At 73.1% G+C, this 16,709-nt stretch carries 18 protein-coding genes; 8 read left to right on the forward strand and 10 right to left on the reverse strand.

Annotated features, from left to right (window positions below; translation table 11 throughout):
* Positions 1-5 precede the first annotated feature (5 nt).
* The 4 genes from E0F75_RS25930 to E0F75_RS25945 form a co-directional block, all read right to left on the reverse strand.
* Positions 6-749, reverse strand: coding sequence for a TIGR04222 domain-containing membrane protein (locus tag E0F75_RS25930; protein ID WP_229313115.1), 744 nt, complete (start codon positions 747-749; stop codon positions 6-8).
* A gap of 48 nt (positions 750-797) precedes the next feature.
* Positions 798-1,889 carry a TIGR04222 domain-containing membrane protein gene (locus tag E0F75_RS25935; protein ID WP_229313117.1) on the reverse strand — a complete coding sequence of 364 codons (1,092 nt, stop codon included), beginning with the start codon at positions 1,887-1,889 and terminating at the stop codon, positions 798-800.
* 1 nt (position 1,890) lies between these two features.
* Positions 1,891-3,336 (reverse strand): DUF692 domain-containing protein, encoded by a 1,446-nt coding sequence (locus E0F75_RS25940; protein WP_229313124.1) that lies wholly within the window; start codon positions 3,334-3,336, stop codon positions 1,891-1,893.
* A 137-nt stretch (positions 3,337-3,473) separates the two neighbouring features.
* On the reverse strand, positions 3,474-4,181 hold the full coding sequence (locus E0F75_RS25945; RefSeq protein ID WP_229313126.1) for a peptidyl-tRNA hydrolase: 708 nt from the start codon (positions 4,179-4,181) through the stop codon (positions 3,474-3,476).
* 71 nt (positions 4,182-4,252) lie between these two features.
* Here E0F75_RS25945 and E0F75_RS25950 point away from each other — a divergent pair, with 71 nt between their 5' ends.
* The 4 genes from E0F75_RS25950 to E0F75_RS25965 are packed head-to-tail and all read left to right on the forward strand — an operon-like array spanning position 4,253 to position 6,694.
* Positions 4,253-4,927 (forward strand): AIM24 family protein, encoded by a 675-nt coding sequence (locus tag E0F75_RS25950; protein ID WP_229313128.1) that lies wholly within the window; start codon positions 4,253-4,255, stop codon positions 4,925-4,927.
* A complete protein-coding gene (locus tag E0F75_RS25955) occupies positions 4,924-5,823 on the forward strand; it encodes an ATP-binding cassette domain-containing protein (protein WP_229313130.1) in 900 nt (299 codons plus the stop codon). Before E0F75_RS25950 ends, E0F75_RS25955 begins: the two co-directional genes overlap by 4 nt.
* A complete protein-coding gene (locus tag E0F75_RS25960; protein WP_229313132.1) occupies positions 5,820-6,470 on the forward strand; it encodes an ABC transporter in 651 nt (216 codons plus the stop codon). The genes E0F75_RS25955 and E0F75_RS25960 overlap by 4 nt, the downstream gene beginning before the upstream one ends.
* Before the next feature lie 14 nt (positions 6,471-6,484).
* Complete coding sequence (locus tag E0F75_RS25965; protein WP_229313134.1) at positions 6,485-6,694, forward strand: hypothetical protein; 210 nt, start codon at positions 6,485-6,487, stop codon at positions 6,692-6,694.
* A gap of 117 nt (positions 6,695-6,811) precedes the next feature.
* On the opposite strand, the gene E0F75_RS25970 is transcribed toward E0F75_RS25965, so the two are convergent.
* The gene (locus E0F75_RS25970) at positions 6,812-7,699 is read right to left on the reverse strand and encodes a polysaccharide deacetylase family protein (protein WP_267499587.1); all 888 of its coding nucleotides are present in this window, start codon (positions 7,697-7,699) and stop codon (positions 6,812-6,814) included.
* Positions 7,700-7,746: 47 nt separating this feature from the next.
* Positions 7,747-7,944, reverse strand: a complete 198-nt coding sequence (locus E0F75_RS25975; RefSeq protein WP_229313137.1) for a hypothetical protein — start codon at positions 7,942-7,944, stop codon at positions 7,747-7,749.
* Between the two features lie 122 nt (positions 7,945-8,066).
* On the opposite strand from E0F75_RS25975, the gene E0F75_RS25980 reads away from it, so the two are divergent.
* Complete coding sequence (locus tag E0F75_RS25980; RefSeq protein WP_229313139.1) at positions 8,067-9,641, forward strand: helix-turn-helix transcriptional regulator; 1,575 nt, start codon at positions 8,067-8,069, stop codon at positions 9,639-9,641.
* On the opposite strand, the gene E0F75_RS25985 is transcribed toward E0F75_RS25980, so the two are convergent.
* The 4 genes from E0F75_RS25985 to zapE all read right to left on the reverse strand — a co-directional run bounded on the left by E0F75_RS25985 (position 9,627) and on the right by zapE (position 13,700).
* Positions 9,627-10,541, reverse strand: coding sequence for a PPK2 family polyphosphate kinase (locus tag E0F75_RS25985; protein ID WP_374115433.1), 915 nt, complete (start codon positions 10,539-10,541; stop codon positions 9,627-9,629). The two genes, E0F75_RS25980 and E0F75_RS25985, sit on opposite strands and share 15 nt — an antisense overlap.
* A gap of 101 nt (positions 10,542-10,642) precedes the next feature.
* Positions 10,643-12,019 carry an alkaline phosphatase PhoX gene (locus E0F75_RS25990; protein ID WP_229313140.1) on the reverse strand — a complete coding sequence of 459 codons (1,377 nt, stop codon included), beginning with the start codon at positions 12,017-12,019 and terminating at the stop codon, positions 10,643-10,645.
* Positions 12,020-12,148: 129 nt separating this feature from the next.
* Positions 12,149-12,580 carry an OsmC family protein gene (locus E0F75_RS25995; protein ID WP_229313141.1) on the reverse strand — a complete coding sequence of 144 codons (432 nt, stop codon included), beginning with the start codon at positions 12,578-12,580 and terminating at the stop codon, positions 12,149-12,151.
* 34 nt (positions 12,581-12,614) lie between these two features.
* Complete coding sequence (gene zapE / locus E0F75_RS26000; RefSeq protein ID WP_229313142.1) at positions 12,615-13,700, reverse strand: cell division protein ZapE; 1,086 nt, start codon at positions 13,698-13,700, stop codon at positions 12,615-12,617.
* 36 nt (positions 13,701-13,736) lie between these two features.
* Here zapE and E0F75_RS26005 point away from each other — a divergent pair, with 36 nt between their 5' ends.
* The 3 genes from E0F75_RS26005 (at position 13,737) to murC (ending at position 16,707) form a co-directional block, all read left to right on the forward strand.
* Positions 13,737-14,522, forward strand: a complete 786-nt coding sequence (locus E0F75_RS26005) for a pyrimidine reductase family protein (RefSeq protein ID WP_229313144.1) — start codon at positions 13,737-13,739, stop codon at positions 14,520-14,522.
* Positions 14,523-14,628: 106 nt separating this feature from the next.
* Entirely contained in the window at positions 14,629-15,111 is a 483-nt protein-coding gene (locus E0F75_RS26010) for an indole-3-glycerol phosphate synthase (protein WP_209497377.1), read from the forward strand.
* A 204-nt stretch (positions 15,112-15,315) separates the two neighbouring features.
* The gene (gene murC / locus E0F75_RS26015; protein WP_229313146.1) at positions 15,316-16,707 is read left to right on the forward strand and encodes a UDP-N-acetylmuramate--L-alanine ligase; all 1,392 of its coding nucleotides are present in this window, start codon (positions 15,316-15,318) and stop codon (positions 16,705-16,707) included.
* Positions 16,708-16,709 lie beyond the last annotated feature (2 nt).

A 16,709-nucleotide genomic window follows, 5' to 3' on the forward strand; every position in this document is an offset into this window, starting at 1 on the left:
CGGCCTCAGCCCCGGCCGCGCAGCGCCGCACGGAGCTCCGGCTCCAGGACCGCGGGTCCGCGCGTCGCGAGTGCCGTCAACGGATCGGTGGCCGAGAGCGCGGCGAGCAGCCGCTGCCCGGCCGGCGAGGCCCAGCGGGTGTACGGGTACACCTCGATCCGCCCGATCAGCAGACAGAGCCCCGACGCGAGCAGCGGCAGCGCGAACCCGGCGAGGACCGGGCCCCGTTCGGCGGCCGGCACGAGCAGCGCGGACACCGCCCCGAGAACCAGGCTCAGCAGGAAACCCGCCCGCACCACCCGCAGCCCGGCGGCGACCTCCCGCCGGCCCTCGGCGGACACGGCGAGCCCCCGTGCGACGAGCCGCTCCGCGAGCAGGTGTACGGAGTCGGCGGCGGCGACCAGCGGACGTACGGCGGGAATCGGCGCCTGCCCCCGAGGGCCCAGGGCGCCGATCACGGCCCGCTCCAGCTCGTCCCCCGCGCAGGCGTCGGCGTCCACGACCGTCGCCCAGCCGGTGCGGGCGAGCAGCAGCCGCCGTTCCCGGTGCATGGACACGAGGGTGAGATCGGTGACCCGCAGCGGCCCGCCGGCGAGGTAGGCCGCCTCGCCGACGGTGAGTTCGGACGCGCCCGCGGCGGACGCGTCACCGCGCGCCGGCCGGGCCGCCGCGAGCGTCGCCCGGCAGAGCCGCGCACAGCCGACACCGGCCACCACACACGCCACGAGCAGCAACGGAACCCAGACCATGACCGAGTTGTACGGGAGGCGGGGCGGGCCCGCCACTCGAACGGGTGATCAGCTGCTGGAGCTGGAACACGAACTCCCGCTGGAACTGGAGCTGGAGCACGAACTCCCGCTGGAGCTGGAGCACGAGCTTCCGCTGGAGCCGGAGCACGAACTCCCGCCGCCGCAACCGGAGCCGCCCCCGGAACAGGACCCGGACGAGCACGACGAACCGGAGCCGCCGCCCGAGCAGGAACCTCCGCCCCCGCCCCCGCCACCCCCTCCGCCGCACGCACTGGTCCCCGCACACCACACGGTGGCCGCCGCGAAGTCGTCGCCGGCGTCCGAGGTGCCGTACCGGTGCTGCGCCACATGACGCCGGCCGCCGCGTCCGCGCCGCCGGGGCGGCCCGTAGATCCGGGCGGCGGCCGCCAGCTGCTCCCGCAGCACCGGATCGGGCAGCGCCCGGAGCCCGTGCAGGGCCACCAGCAGGCCGGCGTCCGCGAGATGGGCGTGGGCCCGCCCGTACGCGAAGACCGCGCGCCGCCCGGCCGGGGTGATCTGCCGGGCGGTGAGCGACCCGCAGACGATGGCGGTGACCAGGGCGGCGAGCAGGATCGGCACCACCTTGAAGATGAACGGGACCGGCATCCCCGAGTCGGTGTCCAGGGTGGTGGCGAAGTCCACGACCGTGAGGACGATCGAGACCGGGAAGAGCGCGAATGCCGTGATGGCGAACACGCCGCACCACCGGGACGTGGTGCGCCGGGTCGCCGGATCGACGACGAGCCCGCGCACCGCGAGCCCGTCACCGATCTCCTGGACCGCCGGGTGCCGCATGACGGCCATCCGCAGGTGGTGCAGGGCCCCGTGCGGGGCGGCGGCGTGCTCCTGGAGCACGGCGCGCTCCACCGGGTCGTACGCGACGGGGCGGACGATCGCCACGATGCCGGGGCCGCCGATCGCCAGCCTGCCGTCCGCCTGGAGGGCGGTCAGGGCGGTGTCGACGACCCTGGCGGGGCCGCCGTTGAGGAAGGCGGCCTCGTACCGGTCGTGGACCGGTCCGCCGGGTCCCCCGCGGGTCCGGACGACCCGGGTGACGAGCGCCGTGATGCCGGCGATGCCGGCGAGGTAGTAGAGCGCGACCAGGACGTTCACGAGCACCTCACTTCCGTACCAGAGCGTGCCGGGCGGCCCGTACGAGACGGGCGGCGCGGCCCGGCGGGCGGCTGCCCGAACGGTCCTGCCACCACTCCGTGAGCCGCCGCCGCGCCGCCGGATCCTCCGGCCGCCCCGCGACAAGGAGATGCTCGGCGAAGTCGAGCGCGTCGCGGCGGTAGCCGCCGGTCATGGGCCGGGATCGGGCGTACGCGAGGAACGCCGGCCGGTAGCCCCTGCCCAGGATCTCGGGGAGCTCCGGCGCGACCTTGGCGACGACCCCGGCCCGCTTGGCCGCGAGCGCCCGGCTCTGCACGCCGAGCCGCCGGCTGTCGAAGCCCTCGGGTACGGGAGTCCCGGCGACGAGCGCGGACAACAGAGCGGCCTGAGCGACGGCGACGCGCTGCCGGGCACCGGGCGTGGGTGCGGGCGCGGTCTCCGGTACGGGGGCCACGGGTACCACCGGGGTGACGCTGGGCATCGGCCCACCGGAAACCCGAGCCCCGGCGCCGATGAGCAGCGCCCCCCGGGGCGCGCTCCTCGACGAGGGGGCGCCGTGCTGGTGGGCCGTGTCCGCTCGCTCCCGGACTTCGTCCGCGGGGACCCCCGTCCTCCCGGCGGAACGTGCGCCCACGGCGGTGATCGTCCTGCGGATCGCCCGCAGCTCGTCGGCCAACTCCTCCGCAGGCGGGAAGTCGTCGTCCCGCTCCAGCAGCACGCCCGGCGGCGTCACCCGGGAGGCGAGGTCCGCCAGTACGTCGAGCACCGCGCCCGGCACGGGGTGCGCGTGCGTGTCGTGCCAGACCCCGTCCCGCTCGACACCCCCCGCCACGTGCACGTACGCGATCGCCTCCACCGGCAGCTCCGACAGGGCCCGCGCCGGGTCCTCGCCCCGGTTGACGTGGTTGGTGTGCAGATTGGCGACGTCGATGAGGAGCCGTACCCCCGTACGCTCCACCAGCTCCGCCAGGAAGCGTCCCTCCGACATCTCCTCGCCCGGCCACGAGACGAGCGCCGCGATGTTCTCCAGGGCGAGCGGCACGGGCAGCGCGTCCTGCGCGATCCGTACGTTCTCGCAGAGCACGTCGAGCGCGTCCCAGGTCCTGGGTACGGGAAGCAGATGGCCCGCTTCGAGCTGCGGGGTCGCGGTCAGCGGCCCCCCGGCCCGGACGAACGCGATGTGTTCCGTGACCAGCGGCGCCCCGAGCGCCACCGCCTTCTCGCCGAGCGCGGCGAGCCGCGCCGGGTCGGGGCGGTCCGCGCCCCCGAGCCCCAGCGAGACGCCGTGCGGCACGACGGTGACGCCGCGCTCGCGCAGCCGCGCCAGGGAGTCGGGCAGATGGTCGGCGCAGATGTTCTCCGCGACGACCTCCACCCAGTCGATGCCGGACAGTCCCCCCACCGCGTCAGCGATCTCGGGACGCCAGCCGATGCCGATGCCGAGTTCCGTCATGTCCCCCTCCTTCGGTCCTCAGTCACCCACGTGATGGCCCCGGCGGGAGCGTTCGAATCCCAGGAGGGTCACGTTCAGAGGTTGATTTGAGGTTCCATTCGGTCACGGCGAACGGAGGGGGTGTCAGGCGCTGAGGGCTACGGTCGCGGCAGCCGCAGCGCCGGGGCGAAACGGTCGCTTCCCTCGGCCACCACGGTCGGGCCCGGGGCGATCTCCGTGAAGCCCGCGTCCCGGACCAGCGGGAGACCGCTCGCCGCCAGGGCGGGCCACTCCTCGGCCGGCGCGGTGCGGACCGCGAGCGGGAAGCCCGCCTCGTGCCAGGCCTTCCGGTCGGCGTCCCCCATCGCCCACCACAGCAGCTGCGCCCCGTGCCCGGCCTGGGCCATCGTCTTGCCCGCCGACATGTCGAGCTCCGGGTTGATCCACAGCACCACCGCGCCGTCCGGTACGGGGCCCGGTACGGCCGGGTCGTCGAGGTCGGTGCCCGAGACCTGGAGCTTGGCCAGCTCCTTCGGCCAGCCGTCGAGCGGGACCGGCGGGAAGACCCGTACCTCCGCCTCCAGGCCGTCGACCGTGATCCCCGGGAGCGCGCCCGCGCGCCGCCACTCCGCGCCGCGCGCCCGGCGCACCACCTTGCGGATCCTGGCGTCCTGCCAGTCGGTCATGGCCTGCGCCCACTCGCCCTCGCCGAGCGAGCGGTCGTCGGTGAGGATCTCCAGGACGGCGCGCGCGGCGGTCTCCAGGGCGTCGGTACGGGACGGCGGCGCGTCCCGTTCGATCCGTACGACCAACGGAAGGACGAACTGGGGCTTCTCATCGCGAAGATCGGTCTCGTTGCTGCTCACCGGGCAAGTCTGCCACTGCCGTCACGAGCGATTCTTGTAGGAATGAGCAGTTCCGGGCCAGGATGCCCTTCATGAAGAGTGATCTTTTCACCGGCGAACACCTCGCCGAGACCGCAGATTTCCCGGGAATGACCCTCCAGAACGCCAAATCGGTCAAGTACACCGTCAACGGCGAGATGCACGCCCGCCAGGGATCGATGATCGCCTTCCGCGGCAACCTCCAGTTCGAGCGCAAGGCTCAGGGCATCGGCGGCCTGCTCAAGCGGGCCGTCACCGGTGAGGGCCTCGCCCTGATGGCCGTGCGCGGCCAGGGCGAGGCGTGGTTCGCGCACGAGGCGCAGAACTGCTTCATCGTCGAGATCGAGCAGGGCGACGCGTTCTCGGTCAACGGCCGCAACGTGCTCTGCTTCGACGCCACCCTCCACTACGAGATCAAGACCGTGAAGGGCGCCGGCATGACCGGCGGCGGCCTCTTCAACTCCGTCTTCTCCGGCTACGGCAAGGTCGCCCTCATGTGCGAGGGCAACCCGATCGTCATCCCCGTCAGCCCGCAGGCCCCGGTGTTCGTCGACACCGACGCCGTGGTCGGCTGGAGCGAGCAGCTGCACACCTCGCTCCACCGCTCGCAGTCAGTCGGCTCGATGATCCGCGGCGGCTCGGGCGAGGCGGTGCAGCTGAAGCTGGAGGGCCAGGGCTTCGTGGTCGTCCGGCCCAGCGAGCTGACCCCGCAGAAGTCCTCGAATTGAGGCTGGAGCGGGTCGGGCGCCGGCACGGCCTCCGGGGGGCGTGGATCCTCCGCGACGTGGACCTCGACCTGCCCGCCGGGACCCTGGTCCGGGTCGTGGGCACGAACGGCACCGGGAAGTCGACCCTGCTCCGGCTCGTCGCCGGCGTCGACGCGCCCACCGCCGGCCGGATCACGGGCCGCCCGCCCCGCACGGCGTACGTACCCGAACGCTTCCCGGCCGCACTGCCCTTCACGGCCACCGACTATCTGGTCCACCTGGGGCGGATCCAGGGTCTTGGCACGGCGGCGGCGCGGGCCGTGGCGGGGGAGTGGCTGGAACGCTTCGGGGCGGGCGAGCACGCCCGTACGGCCATGGCGGAGCTCTCCAAGGGCACGAGCCAGAAGGTCGCCGTGGCCCAGGCCTTTCTCGCCGACCCGTCCCTCCTCGTCCTCGACGAGGCCTGGACCGGCCTCGACACGGGCGCGCGTGCGGAACTGGACGCGGCGGTCCGCTCACGCCGGGCGGCCGGCGGAACCGTCGTCTTCGTCGACCACGATCCGCGCCGGCTGGAGGGGGAGCCGTCCGCGGTGTACGAGGTGCGGGAGGGACGGGTCGGGGAGGCCGAGGACCCGGTCGGCCCGGCCTCGGACCCGGTCGGCCGTGCCTCAGGCCCGGTCCGCGCCGGCGCCGGGCCGCTGCCGCGCGTGCGGATCACCGTCTCCGGCGGCCCGCGCGCCCTCCCGCCCGCGGAGCGCCTTCCCGGTCACCCCGTCGTCGCACCCGGACCCGACGGCGACGGCGACGGCACCACCGTCCTCACCGTCGACGCCGGCCACTCCGACGCCCTGCTGCGCGCGCTCCTCGCCGCCTCCTGGCACATCCACCACCTCGGCTCCGAAGGCGTACGCGTATGACGGCGCTCCTGCGCTACCAGACCGGCCTGCTGCTCCGCTCGCAGCGCTGGCTCGCCCCGCTCCTCCTGTACGCGGCCTTCCTCGCCGTCGGCGTCAACGCGGGCGAGCCCGTCCTCGGCGCGCTCGGCCTCACCGCCGCCGCGCTGCTCCCCGTCACCGCCTGGTCCGTACGGATCTGCGTCACACAGGAGCCGTCCGCCGCCCGGAACGTCGTCGCGACGGCGGCCGGCCGGGGCCGCGCGCATCTCGCGGCGCTCGTCACCGGGACCGGCCTGCCCGCCCTCGTCGGCGCGGTCGCGGTCCTCGCGGTGACGGCGACCGGCGACCGGCGCGGTGTCACCGCGCCCGCCGCCGTGGCCACGGGGCTCCTGGCGGCGCTGGCCTGCGCCCTGACGGGCGCCGCCGTCGGCGCGCTGGCGTCCCGCCCCTTCGTCCGGGCCCCCGGCTGGTCCGTCGCGGCCCTGGTCCTGGGCTCGCTGTTCGCCCTGGTGACCACCGGCTCACCGGCGAAGCACGCGATGACGGCCCTGATCACCGGCGCCCGCACGGCGACCGCCGACCCGCCGTGGCTCGCCTGCGGGGGCGCCGTGCTCCTCGCGGCGGCGTGCGCGGCCCTCGCGTGCCGGGCCACGGCCCGCCTGGAGTGAGTACGCTCGAAGACATGAACGACACGACCGAGTCCACCGAGTCCACGTCGTACTGCGCCGCCCCGGAGCCCGGCGGCCCGAAGCCCGAACCGGCCACCGAGGGCCCCTTCGCCGCGTGTGTGCTGTGCCAGGAGCCGACCGAGTACCCGGAGTCCACGAAGGGCATCACCCTCTGCCCGGTCTGCGAGTGGCGGGAGGCGGAGCGCACGGCCTGCTCGGGCTAGGTCCTGTCCGGCGGATCAGGGTCGGACGGGCCGGACTGGCCCTGGGCGGCCGTGCATCCGTCCGGCCGTGCATCCGTCCGTCCGCTCATCCGTCCGGCCGTGCATCCGTCCGTCCGCTCATCCGCCCATCAGCTCCGAGACCTTCACGAAGCGGTAGCCGCGGGCCCGGAGTTCCGGGACGATGCGCAGGATCGCCTGCTCCGTGACCGGGGCCGCGCTGCGCGTGCAGTGCATGACCACCAGGGAGCCCGGCTTCACTCCGTCGAGGACCTGCTCGGCCACCGCGTCCGCGTCCTGCGCGAAGGCGTCGCCGCTGACGACGTCCCACTGGACCGCCGTCACCCCGGCCGGCGCGAGCGCGCGGAGGGCCGCGTCGTCGTAGCAGCCGCCGGGGAAGCGGAAGTACGGGACGACGTTCACCGCCCCGGCGTCGCGGAACGCGTCGAAGGCCCGCTGGACGTCGTCCGCCATGTCGGGCGTGGAGACGGCCGGGAGGCCGTAGCAGGGGGACGCGAAGGCGTAGTGGCTGTAGGAGTGGTTCGCGATCTCGAAGCGAGGGTCGCGGCCGATGGACTTCGCCTGGTCCGGGTACTCCTCCGCCCAGCGGCCCGTCATGAACACGGTCGCGTCCACCTTGAGCCGGCGCAGGGTCTCGATGAGCTGAGGATTGTCGAAACGCTCGCCCTGCGCGGCCCGTGGCCCCTGATCGGCCGTCATGTCGGCGTCGAAGGTGAGCGCGACGACCTTCTCCGCGCCCTTCGCCGTGGCCTTGCCCGTGCCCTTCGTCCGGTGCGTGTACACGGGGGTGAGGCCGCCGGGCCCCGGAGCCATGGTGGGCGGTGCGGCGGGGACGCGCGCGGGCTTGGGCCCGGCCGCCGCGGCGCTCGCCCGGGGCGACGGGCTGGTGACGGCGGCCGGCTCCCTCGCCGGCGGGGCCGGGGACGGTTCGACGGTTTCCCGGCCACAGCCGACGAGGACGGCGCCCAGAAGACCGAGCGCCGCCAAGTTTCGTACAGAAATGTTCACGATCGGAAGCTAACTGATCAAAGTGTCTAACGCTCGCGACTCGACAGCAGCAGCACCCGAGTCCACGCGCTGAGCTGACGCACCATCGCGTCGGCGTGCGCGGCCCGCTCCCGCCGGAAGGGGAGGACGAGCAGCGCGGGCAGGAAGGCGAGCGTCACGAGCAGCAGGGGCAGGATCGCCACGAGAACGATGAGGGCACGCTGGGCCCAGCGGAGAGTACGCATCGGGTTCCTTGGGGTCGTGTGGGCTTCCGGATGAGCGAGCCCCCACCGTCGGCCCCGTCCGGTACGTTGCGAAAGCCGCAACTGTTGCCGGTGTCGCGGCAACGCCCAGGGGGAGGTGTGCGATGACCGAAATCGCCCGTACGCAGGGGAGTTCGTCGGAGATCGAGCGCGGCGGGGTCGCCGAGGTTGCCGCGCTGGGCAACGTGTTGGCAGAACTCTTCAAGCGACTGGGCATCACCCAGACCCAGTACGCCCACCGCGTCCACCTCGACAAGTCCGCCGTCTCCCGCTACCTGAGCGGCCGTCGGCTCGCACCCCAGGAGTTCGTCGACCGGCTGGTGCGCGAGGTCGAGGAGCACCTCGGCGCGCCCCTCCAGCTGGAGGCGAAGGAGGCCCTCAGGAACCAGCGCCTGGAGGCGCTGCGCGTCTGCAACCCGGACGAGTTCCGGCTGGAGAGCCTGCGGGGGGAGCTGGCCCGCTCCCGCCGGGACACCCGGCGCGCCGAGCGCAACATCGAGGCGCTGCAGACCCTCCTGGAGAAGAAGGAGGACGAGGTCCGTCGCCTCGCCGACGACCTCACGCAGCTCCGCCTGGACTGGGGCGCCGAGCGCGCGGACCCGTCCCCCACCTACGACCTGCTGCGCGAGATCGCACGGCTCCGGCAGGACCTGGAGGACGCCGAACGCCTCCGCGCGGAGGCGGAACGCCACGGCGAGGAGCTACGGGACCGGGTGCTGTGCCTGGAGGAGGAACTGTCGCGGCGGAGCCCGCAAGCCGCCGGGGGGCTGCCCCTGGAGGCGTTCAAGGCCCAGCTGGCCGGACTGTGGGAGGAGGAGAACTTCCCGGAGGCCGGCCGGGACCTGACGGAGGCGGCGTGGTCGCGGCCGCTGGACGAGGTGGCGGAGCTGCTGGTCTGGCTTCTGGGCAACGGCGCGGGGAGGGCACCCGCGGAGACGTTCGTCGTGGACGTGGCGCGGCTGCGGCCGCTGGAGGACGTGCTGGCATTCGCCCCGGGAGTGCTGCGGCGGAGGCCTGTCCGGATCCGGCAGTTGTGGGTGGCCGCGGTCGCGGCACGGATCACCCGTCGCAATGCGGCTGCCGTCCATCAGGGCCTGTGGGACGCCGGGACGCGCCTCGGGGTCGAGAGCGACCGGGTGCTCGCCGAGGCGGTGATCCGCGTGCGGAGCGATGAGGACGCGGTCGCCCTCGTGGTGGCGGCGCTGGCCGACACCCCGGCCCCGGAGGAGCTGACAAGGGTGGCGAAGGCCTTCGCCCTGGGGCGTCCGCCGGACCGGTACGGGCTGCGGTGCACGGTCGGGCTCGCCGAGGCCGGGAGGGCCGACGTGGCGGCCCTCGTGCTCGCGGCCGCCTGCCTGCCGTACCTGCCGCCCGCCAAGGCCGACGACCTGGGGCCCGGCGGGGCTGTCCCAGGGGTCGACTACCTGATGCTCGGCGCGGCCGTCCTGGAGCTCGACGAAGCACGGATCGACACCCTGTTCGACGTGGTGACCTGGCTGGACGACCGGATGGTCATGACGGCCTTCGCCGCCCGCCTCACCCTCGCGAACGAGACGGCACTCCAGGACCGGCTGTTCAGCACGATGGCGGATCAGGGGCGGCTGAGACTTCTGGACCTTCGGATGTCCCAGGTGCTGGTGGACGCCATCAGCGACTGGCGCGGCTCAGGTGGCGAGTAGCCGCCGTCGGCTCTCGTCCACGTCGAAGTCCCCCGGCGGGTACTCCGGGTCCAGCGCCTCCAGGTGTTCGAGCAGCAGCTTGCTGATCGCCCAGTTCCGGTACCACTTGCGGTCCGCCGGGACCAGGTGCCAGGGGGCCTCGTCCGTCGTGCAGCGTTTCAGGGCGATCGCGTACGCCTTCTGGTACGCCGGCCACATGCCGCGTTCCTCGATGTCGCCCACGTTGAACTTCCAGTGCTTCTCCGGGTTGTCCAGCCGTTCGAGCAGGCGGCTGCGCTGTGCCTCGTACGAGATGTGCAGGAAGACCTTGACGACCGTCACGCCGTCGTCGGCGAGGGACTTCTCGAAGCGGTTGATCTGGCCGTAGCGGCGGTCGAGCTGCGTGCGCGGGACCAGCTCCCGTACCCGGGCGATGAGCACGTCCTCGTAGTGCGAGCGGTCGAAGATGCCGATCTCGCCCGGACGGGGGAGCGCCTTCATGATCCGCCAGAGGAACGGATGGTTCCGCTCCTCCGGCGTCGGGGCCTTGAAGGCGTGGATACGGCAGCCGGAGGGGTTGAAGAGGCCGATGACGTGCTTGACGGTGCCGCCCTTGCCGCTGGTGTCCATCCCCTGGAGGACCAGGAGCACCCGTCGGCGGTCACCGGCCGTACTCGCCGCGTACAGGCGTTCCTGGAGGTCCGCGAGGCGCGGTGCGAGGGCGGCGGTGGCGGCAAGACCGGCCGCCTTGTCGGCGGGGCCGCCCGGGGTCGCGGAGGCGTCGTACGCGGTGAGGTCGATGCGCTCGCCCCGGGGGACGCGGAGCAGCTCCCGCAGGGACGCTTCCCGCTGCTTCGGCTTCTTCCTGCCGTCCTTCCTGCCGTCCCTCTTCCCGCCCTTCTTCCCGTCCTTCTTCGCCACCTCGTGCCCCTTCCGCCACGCCGCGCGCGTCCGTCCTCCCCCCGATCCTGCGACGGAACCCGGCCGCCCGCGAGTGCGGGCGGCCGGGCGCCGTCCTCAGCTCAGCACCACGGGCCGGTCACCGCGAACGTCGTCCCCGGCGTGTAGCAGTTGACGTACATGGTTCCCCGGTCCGGCGAGAACGTGACGCCCGCGAACTCGCCCCACTCCGGCGCCTCCGGCGTGCCGATGTTCTGCGCGCCCCGGGCGAGCGCGTACACCTCGCCCCGCTCGCTCACCCCGAAGACGTGCTGCGCCCCGTCGCCGTCCTCGCAGACCATCAGGCCCCCGCTCGGCGCCAGACAGATGTTGTCCGGTGACTCGCCGGGGAGCTGGATGTCGGTGTCCGGGCCGAAGACGACGACGAGGGTGAGCCGGCGCCGGTGCGGCTCGTACTTCCAGACCTGGCCGAAGTGCGTCGCGCCGGAACCGTCCTTCACGCGCGCGAAGGAGGACACGAAGTACACGGCCCGGCCGCCCCAGTAGCAGCCCTCCAGCTTCTGGGCGTGCGTGATGCCCCGGGGGCCGAAGTCCTGCAGTCTGATGGGGGTCTCCGCCGCCTGCGGGTCCGGTACGGGGACCCATTCGATCCCCTCGAAGCGGGTGCCCGCCTCCTGGATCACCGAGAGGTCGGCGACGCCCGGCACCCGCATGGCCTCCAGGGCGCCGCCCGCGCGCAGCGAGCCCGTGCCGCCGAGCGGCCGGTGGGGGAGGAAGCGGTAGAAGAGGCCGAAGGGGCGTTCGAAGGCGTCCTCCGTCTCGTAGACGATGCCGCTCGTCGGGTCGATCGCGATCGCCTCGTGCTGGAAGCGGCCCATCGCGGTGAGCGGGACGGCGCCGGTGCGGTGCGGGTCGGCTCCGTCGACCTCGAAGATGAAGCCGTGGTCCTTGGTGTAGCCGTTCGTCCCGGCCCTGTCCTCGGTCTCCTCGCAGGTCAGCCAGGTGCGCCAGGGGGTGGGCCCGCCCGCGCAGTTGACGGCCGTACCCGCGATGGCGACCCGCTCACCGAGGACGTTGTTCCGGCCGTCGAGTTCCAGGGCCGTACAGCCGCCCTTGCCGGCCGGGTCGTACGTCAGGCCGGGGACGGTCGGGACACCGATCTTGCCGGTGACCCGGTTCTCGTGGTTGCGGACGAGATGCACCCGGCCGCGGCGGCCGGCGAAGGCGGCCATGCCGTCGGGGTTGCTGGGGACGAGGCCCTCGCCGGAGCGGAGCGGATCGCCCTGCCGGGAGAGGACCTTGTAACGGAAGCCGGCCGGCAGGTCGAGCAGGCCGTCCGGGTCGGGCACGAGGGGGCCGTAGCCGGCCCGGCCCGTGTGGCCGCCGGGCGCGGCGCTCGCGCTGCCGGCGAAGAGTTCGGAGAGCGCGCCGGTGAAGGCGATCCCGGCGGCGGTGGCGCCGGTGCGGGAGAGGATCTGACGTCGAGTCGCGGAGGACATGGAGGCAACAACTCCCTGTTGGCGGACAGGTGTGTGACGCGTGACCCGCATGTGTGTACCACGCACTGTGGTGACACGTGAACCATGCGGGCCACAACTGCCTCATGTGGCGCGTGTTCTGACCCTGGGTCAGGAACCGGCGAGCTCGGCCGTGAGCGTGATCGTCGTGCCCGTGAGCGCCTGGCTGACCGGGCAGTTCTTCTTCGCGTCCTCGGCCAGCGCCTGGAACTGGTCCGCGTCCAGGCCGGGGACCTCGCCGCGCACGGTGAGGTGGATGCCGGTGATGCCCTGGCCCGGCTGGAAGGTGACGTCGGCCTTGGTCTCCAGGCGGGCCGGCGGAGCGTCGGCCTTGGCCAGGATGTTGGAGAAGGCCATGGAGAAGCAGGAGGAGTGCGCGGCGGCGATGAGCTCCTCGGGGCTGGTCTTCCCGTTGGGCTCCTCGGTGCGGGCCGGCCAGGAGACGTCGTACGAGCCGAGACCGGAGGAGTCGAGGGTGACGACACCGGAACCCTTGAGGAGGTCGCCCTGCCAGACGGTGTGGGCGTGACGCACGGTGGCCATGGTGGATCCCTTTCGATCGGGTACGGCCACCAACCTACTGCGCGACCAGTCCCTTGGCGTCGCGGGCGAGCGCGGTGAGCCGGGAGATCGCCCGGAAGTACTTCTTGCGGTATCCGCCGTTCAGCATCTCGTCGCTGAAAAGCCGGTCGAAGGGCAGTCCGGAGGCGAGCACGGGTATCTCGCGGTCGTACAGCCGGTCGGCCAGGACGACGAGCCGGAGGGCCGTCGACTGGTCCGGGACGGGCTGGACGTCGGTGAGGCAGACCGCGGTGAGGTCGTCGGTGAGCGCGCCGTACCGGCTCGGGTGAACCCTGGCCAGGTGTTCGAGCAGGTGCGGGAAGTCGTCGAGGGAGGCGTCCGGCGTCGCGTACGCGGTCTCCGTGACGACCTGGTCGGAGTACGGGGACGGAGCCTCGGGCAGGCCGCGGTGGCGGTAGTCCTCGCCGTCGATCCGCAGCGGCCGGAAGTGGGCCGAGAGGCCCTGGATCTCGCGCAGGAAGTCGGCGGCGGCGAAGCGGCCCTCGCCGAGCTTGCCGGGGAGCGTGTTGGAGGTGGCGGCGAGCGCCACGCCCGATTCGACCAGCTTGCCGAGCAGGCTGGAGACGAGGACGGTGTCGCCCGGGTCGTCGAGCTCGAACTCGTCGATGCAGAGGAGACGGTGCTCGCCGAGGGTCTTCACGGTCTGCTGGAAGCCCAGCGCGCCGACCAGGTTGGTCAGCTCGACGAAGGTGCCGAACGCCTTCAGCGCGGGCTCGGCGGGGGTCGCGTGCCAGAGCGAGGCGAGCAGGTGGGTCTTGCCGACGCCGTACCCGCCGTCCAGGTAGACCCCGCGCGGCCCGGTGGGGGCGGCCGGCTTCCGGGCGAACCAGCGGCGCTTCCCGGCACCGGAGGCATGCGCTCCGCCCAGGCCCTCGGCGAAGGAGCTCAGCGCCTTGACGGCGTCCGTCTGGCTGGGCTGGTTCGGGTCCGGGAGGTACGTGTCGAACCGTACGGAGTCGAAGCGCGGCGGCGGCACCATCTCCGCGACGAGTCGGTCGGCGGGGACGTGGGGCTCTCGGGAGCAGAGCGAGAGCGGGGCCGCTGAGGTGGATGCGGCTGCGGAGAGGGCACGGGTCGACACAGTTCCCCACTGTAAGCGCCATGTCAGACTCGAAGGATGCGACGCCTGTTCCCTGTGACGGACATGACAGCCCACGACACCGAGGCGGGAGCCGGCCGGGAGTGGTCGCTCGACGAGCTCGCCGACGCCTACGCGTACCCGGAGCCTCCTTCAGCGGAGGCGGCCTGGCTGCGGGCCAACATGGTCTCCTCGCTCGACGGGGCGGGGCAGCACGACGGGCGCTCCCAGCCGCTCTCCTCCGAGACCGACATGCGGATCTTCGGCACCCTGCGGGGCCTCGCGGACGTGATCGTCGTCGGTGCGGAAACGGTACGTCTGGAGGGTTACCGCCCGGCACGCGCGCGTGACGCCTTCGCGGCCCGCCGCGACGCCGCCGGACAGGGCCCGGCCCCGGTGATCGCCGTGGTCAGCGCCTCGCTGAACCTGGACTTCTCGCTTCCGCTCTTCACCGAGCCGCTGGTGCCGACGCTGATCCTCACGGGCGCCGCCGCGCCCGCCGAGCGGGTGCGGGCCGCGCGGGAGGCGGGCGCCGAGGTGCTGGTGGCGGGCGACGGCGCCGGGGTGGAGCCGGCCCGCGCGAAGGCGGTGCTCGCGGAGCGCGGACTCCGGCGGCAGCTGACCGAGGGCGGGCCCCGGCTGCTCGGCCAGTTCGTGGCCGCGGAGGTCCTCGACGAACTGTGTCTGACGGTCTCGCCGACGATGACGGCGGGTGACGCCCAGCGGATCGCCGGGGGCCCTCCGGTGGCCGTCCCGACACGCTTCGCCGTGGCTTCGCTGCTGGAGCAGGACGGCTTCCTCTTCACCCGCTACCGTCGGATCTGACAATCGGCGGAATTTGTCGTTCCGCTTACCGTCCGCTGGGCACACTTACTGTCGCAGACCCCGTGCGGGCACGGGGAAGGATGGTTTCCGCAGAAGGGCTCCTGAGGTGTTCACAAGCGTTCTGATGATCGAGAAGCCCCTGACGTCCGTCGACGTGGAATTCGTCACCACCCTGCACGGCGACGAGGGCGTGTCCTTCATCGTGCTGATGCAGCCGCGTGGTGACCAGGCCGATGTACTGCTGCGTGCCATCGACGACGTGGCCATGGGCGAACTGAAGGAAGCCGCCCGCGAGGGCGACGAACCGGAGGGCAAGGAGGCCAGGCGCCCCGCCGAGCTGGCCCTGGAGCACTCGCTCCGGGCACTGAGAGACGCCGGCTGCGAAGCGGTCGGCCAGGTCGTCGAGGACCACCCGCTCACCAAGATGAAGGCGGTGGTCGAGGAGTCGGAGGCGGACGAGGTGATCGTGCTGACCGCCCCGCACTACGTGGAGGAGTTCTTCCACCGCGACTGGGCCTCCCGGGCCCGCCACAAGGTAGGGGTCCCGGTCCTCAAGCTCTTCGCCCACAGCGAGGAAGCGGCCGAGTAGCCGAGCCGCCGAGCAGCCGCGAGCAGTCGTACGGCCGGTCGTACGGTCTCTCGCCCGTGTCCGCGCCCCGTGCAGGGGGCACGGACACGGGCCCGGCACGGCCGGCACGCCACGCACCGGGCCCCGCCGCTCCCGCCGGGCCCACCCGGCCGGAGCCACTAGGCTGGGGTCTTCCACGCACGACCACCCCGGGGAGAGATCCGCATGGCACCCGCCATCCCTGCCGCCATGGAACGGCCGCACTTCATCGGCATCGGCGGTGCCGGAATGTCGGGCATCGCGAAGATCCTCGCCCAGCGCGGCGCCAAGGTCGCCGGCAGTGACGCCAAGGAGTCCGCGACCGCCCAGTCGCTGCGCGCCCTCGGTGCCACCGTGCACATCGGGCACGCCGCCGAGCACCTCGCCGACGACGCCTCCGCCGTCGTCGTCTCCAGCGCCATCCGCGCCGACAACCCCGAGCTGGCCCGCGCCGCCGAGCTCGGCATCCCCGTCGTCCACCGCTCCGACGCGCTGGCCTCCCTCATGGACGGCCTGCGCGCGATCGCCGTCGCCGGTACGCACGGCAAGACGACGACCACCTCCATGCTGGCCGTCGCGCTCACCGAGCTCGGCCTCGACCCCTCGTACGCCATCGGCGGCGACCTCGCGGGTCCCGGCACCAACGCGCTGCACGGCGACGGCGAGGTCTTCGTCGCCGAGGCCGACGAGAGCGACCGCAGCTTCCAGAAGTACGACCCCGAGGTCGCGATCGTCCTCAACGTCGAGCTGGACCACCACGCGAACTACGCCTCCATGGACGAGATCTACGAGTCCTTCGAGGCCTTCACGGCCAAGATCCGCCCCGGCGGCACCCTGGTCGTCGGCGAGCACGCGGGCGCCCGCGAGCTGGCCCGCCGGGTCGCGGACCGCGACGGTCTGAACATCGTCACGGTCGGCGAGACCGCGGATTCCGACGCCCGCATCCTGAAGATCGTCCCGAACGGGATGAAGAGCGAGGTGACGGTCGCCCTCGACGGCGTCGAGCACACCTTCACCGTCTCCGTCCCCGGCCGCCACTACGCGCACAACGCCGCCGCGGCCCTCGCCGCCGGCGCCCGCGTCGGCATCGACGCGGCCGAGCTCGCCCAGGCCCTCACCGCGTACACCGGTGTCGGCCGCCGCCTCCAGCTCAAGGGCGAGGCGCAGGGCGTCCAGGTCATCGACTCGTACGCGCACCACCCCACCGAGATGACGGCCGACCTGGAGGCCATGCGCGGCGCCGCCGGGGCCTCCCGCCTCCTGGTCGTCTTCCAGCCGCACCTCTTCTCCCGCACCCAGGAGCTGGGCAAGGAGATGGGCGACGCGCTGGCCCTCGCCGACGCGTCCGTCGTCCTCGACATCTACCCGGCCCGCGAGGACCCGATCCCGGGCATCACCAGCGAGCTGATCATCGCCGCCGCGCGGCAGGCGGGCGCCGACGTGACGCCCGTCCACGACAAGGCGACGGTGCCGCAGGTCGTGGCGGGAATGGCCGGACCCGGTGATCTCGTTCTCACCATGGGCGCGGGCGACGTCACGGACCTCGGCCCGCTGATCCTGGACCACCTGTCGAAGTAGCA

This window comes from Streptomyces sp. CB02980, assembly GCF_014451325.2.
GTDB lineage: Bacteria > Actinomycetota > Actinomycetes > Streptomycetales > Streptomycetaceae > Streptomyces.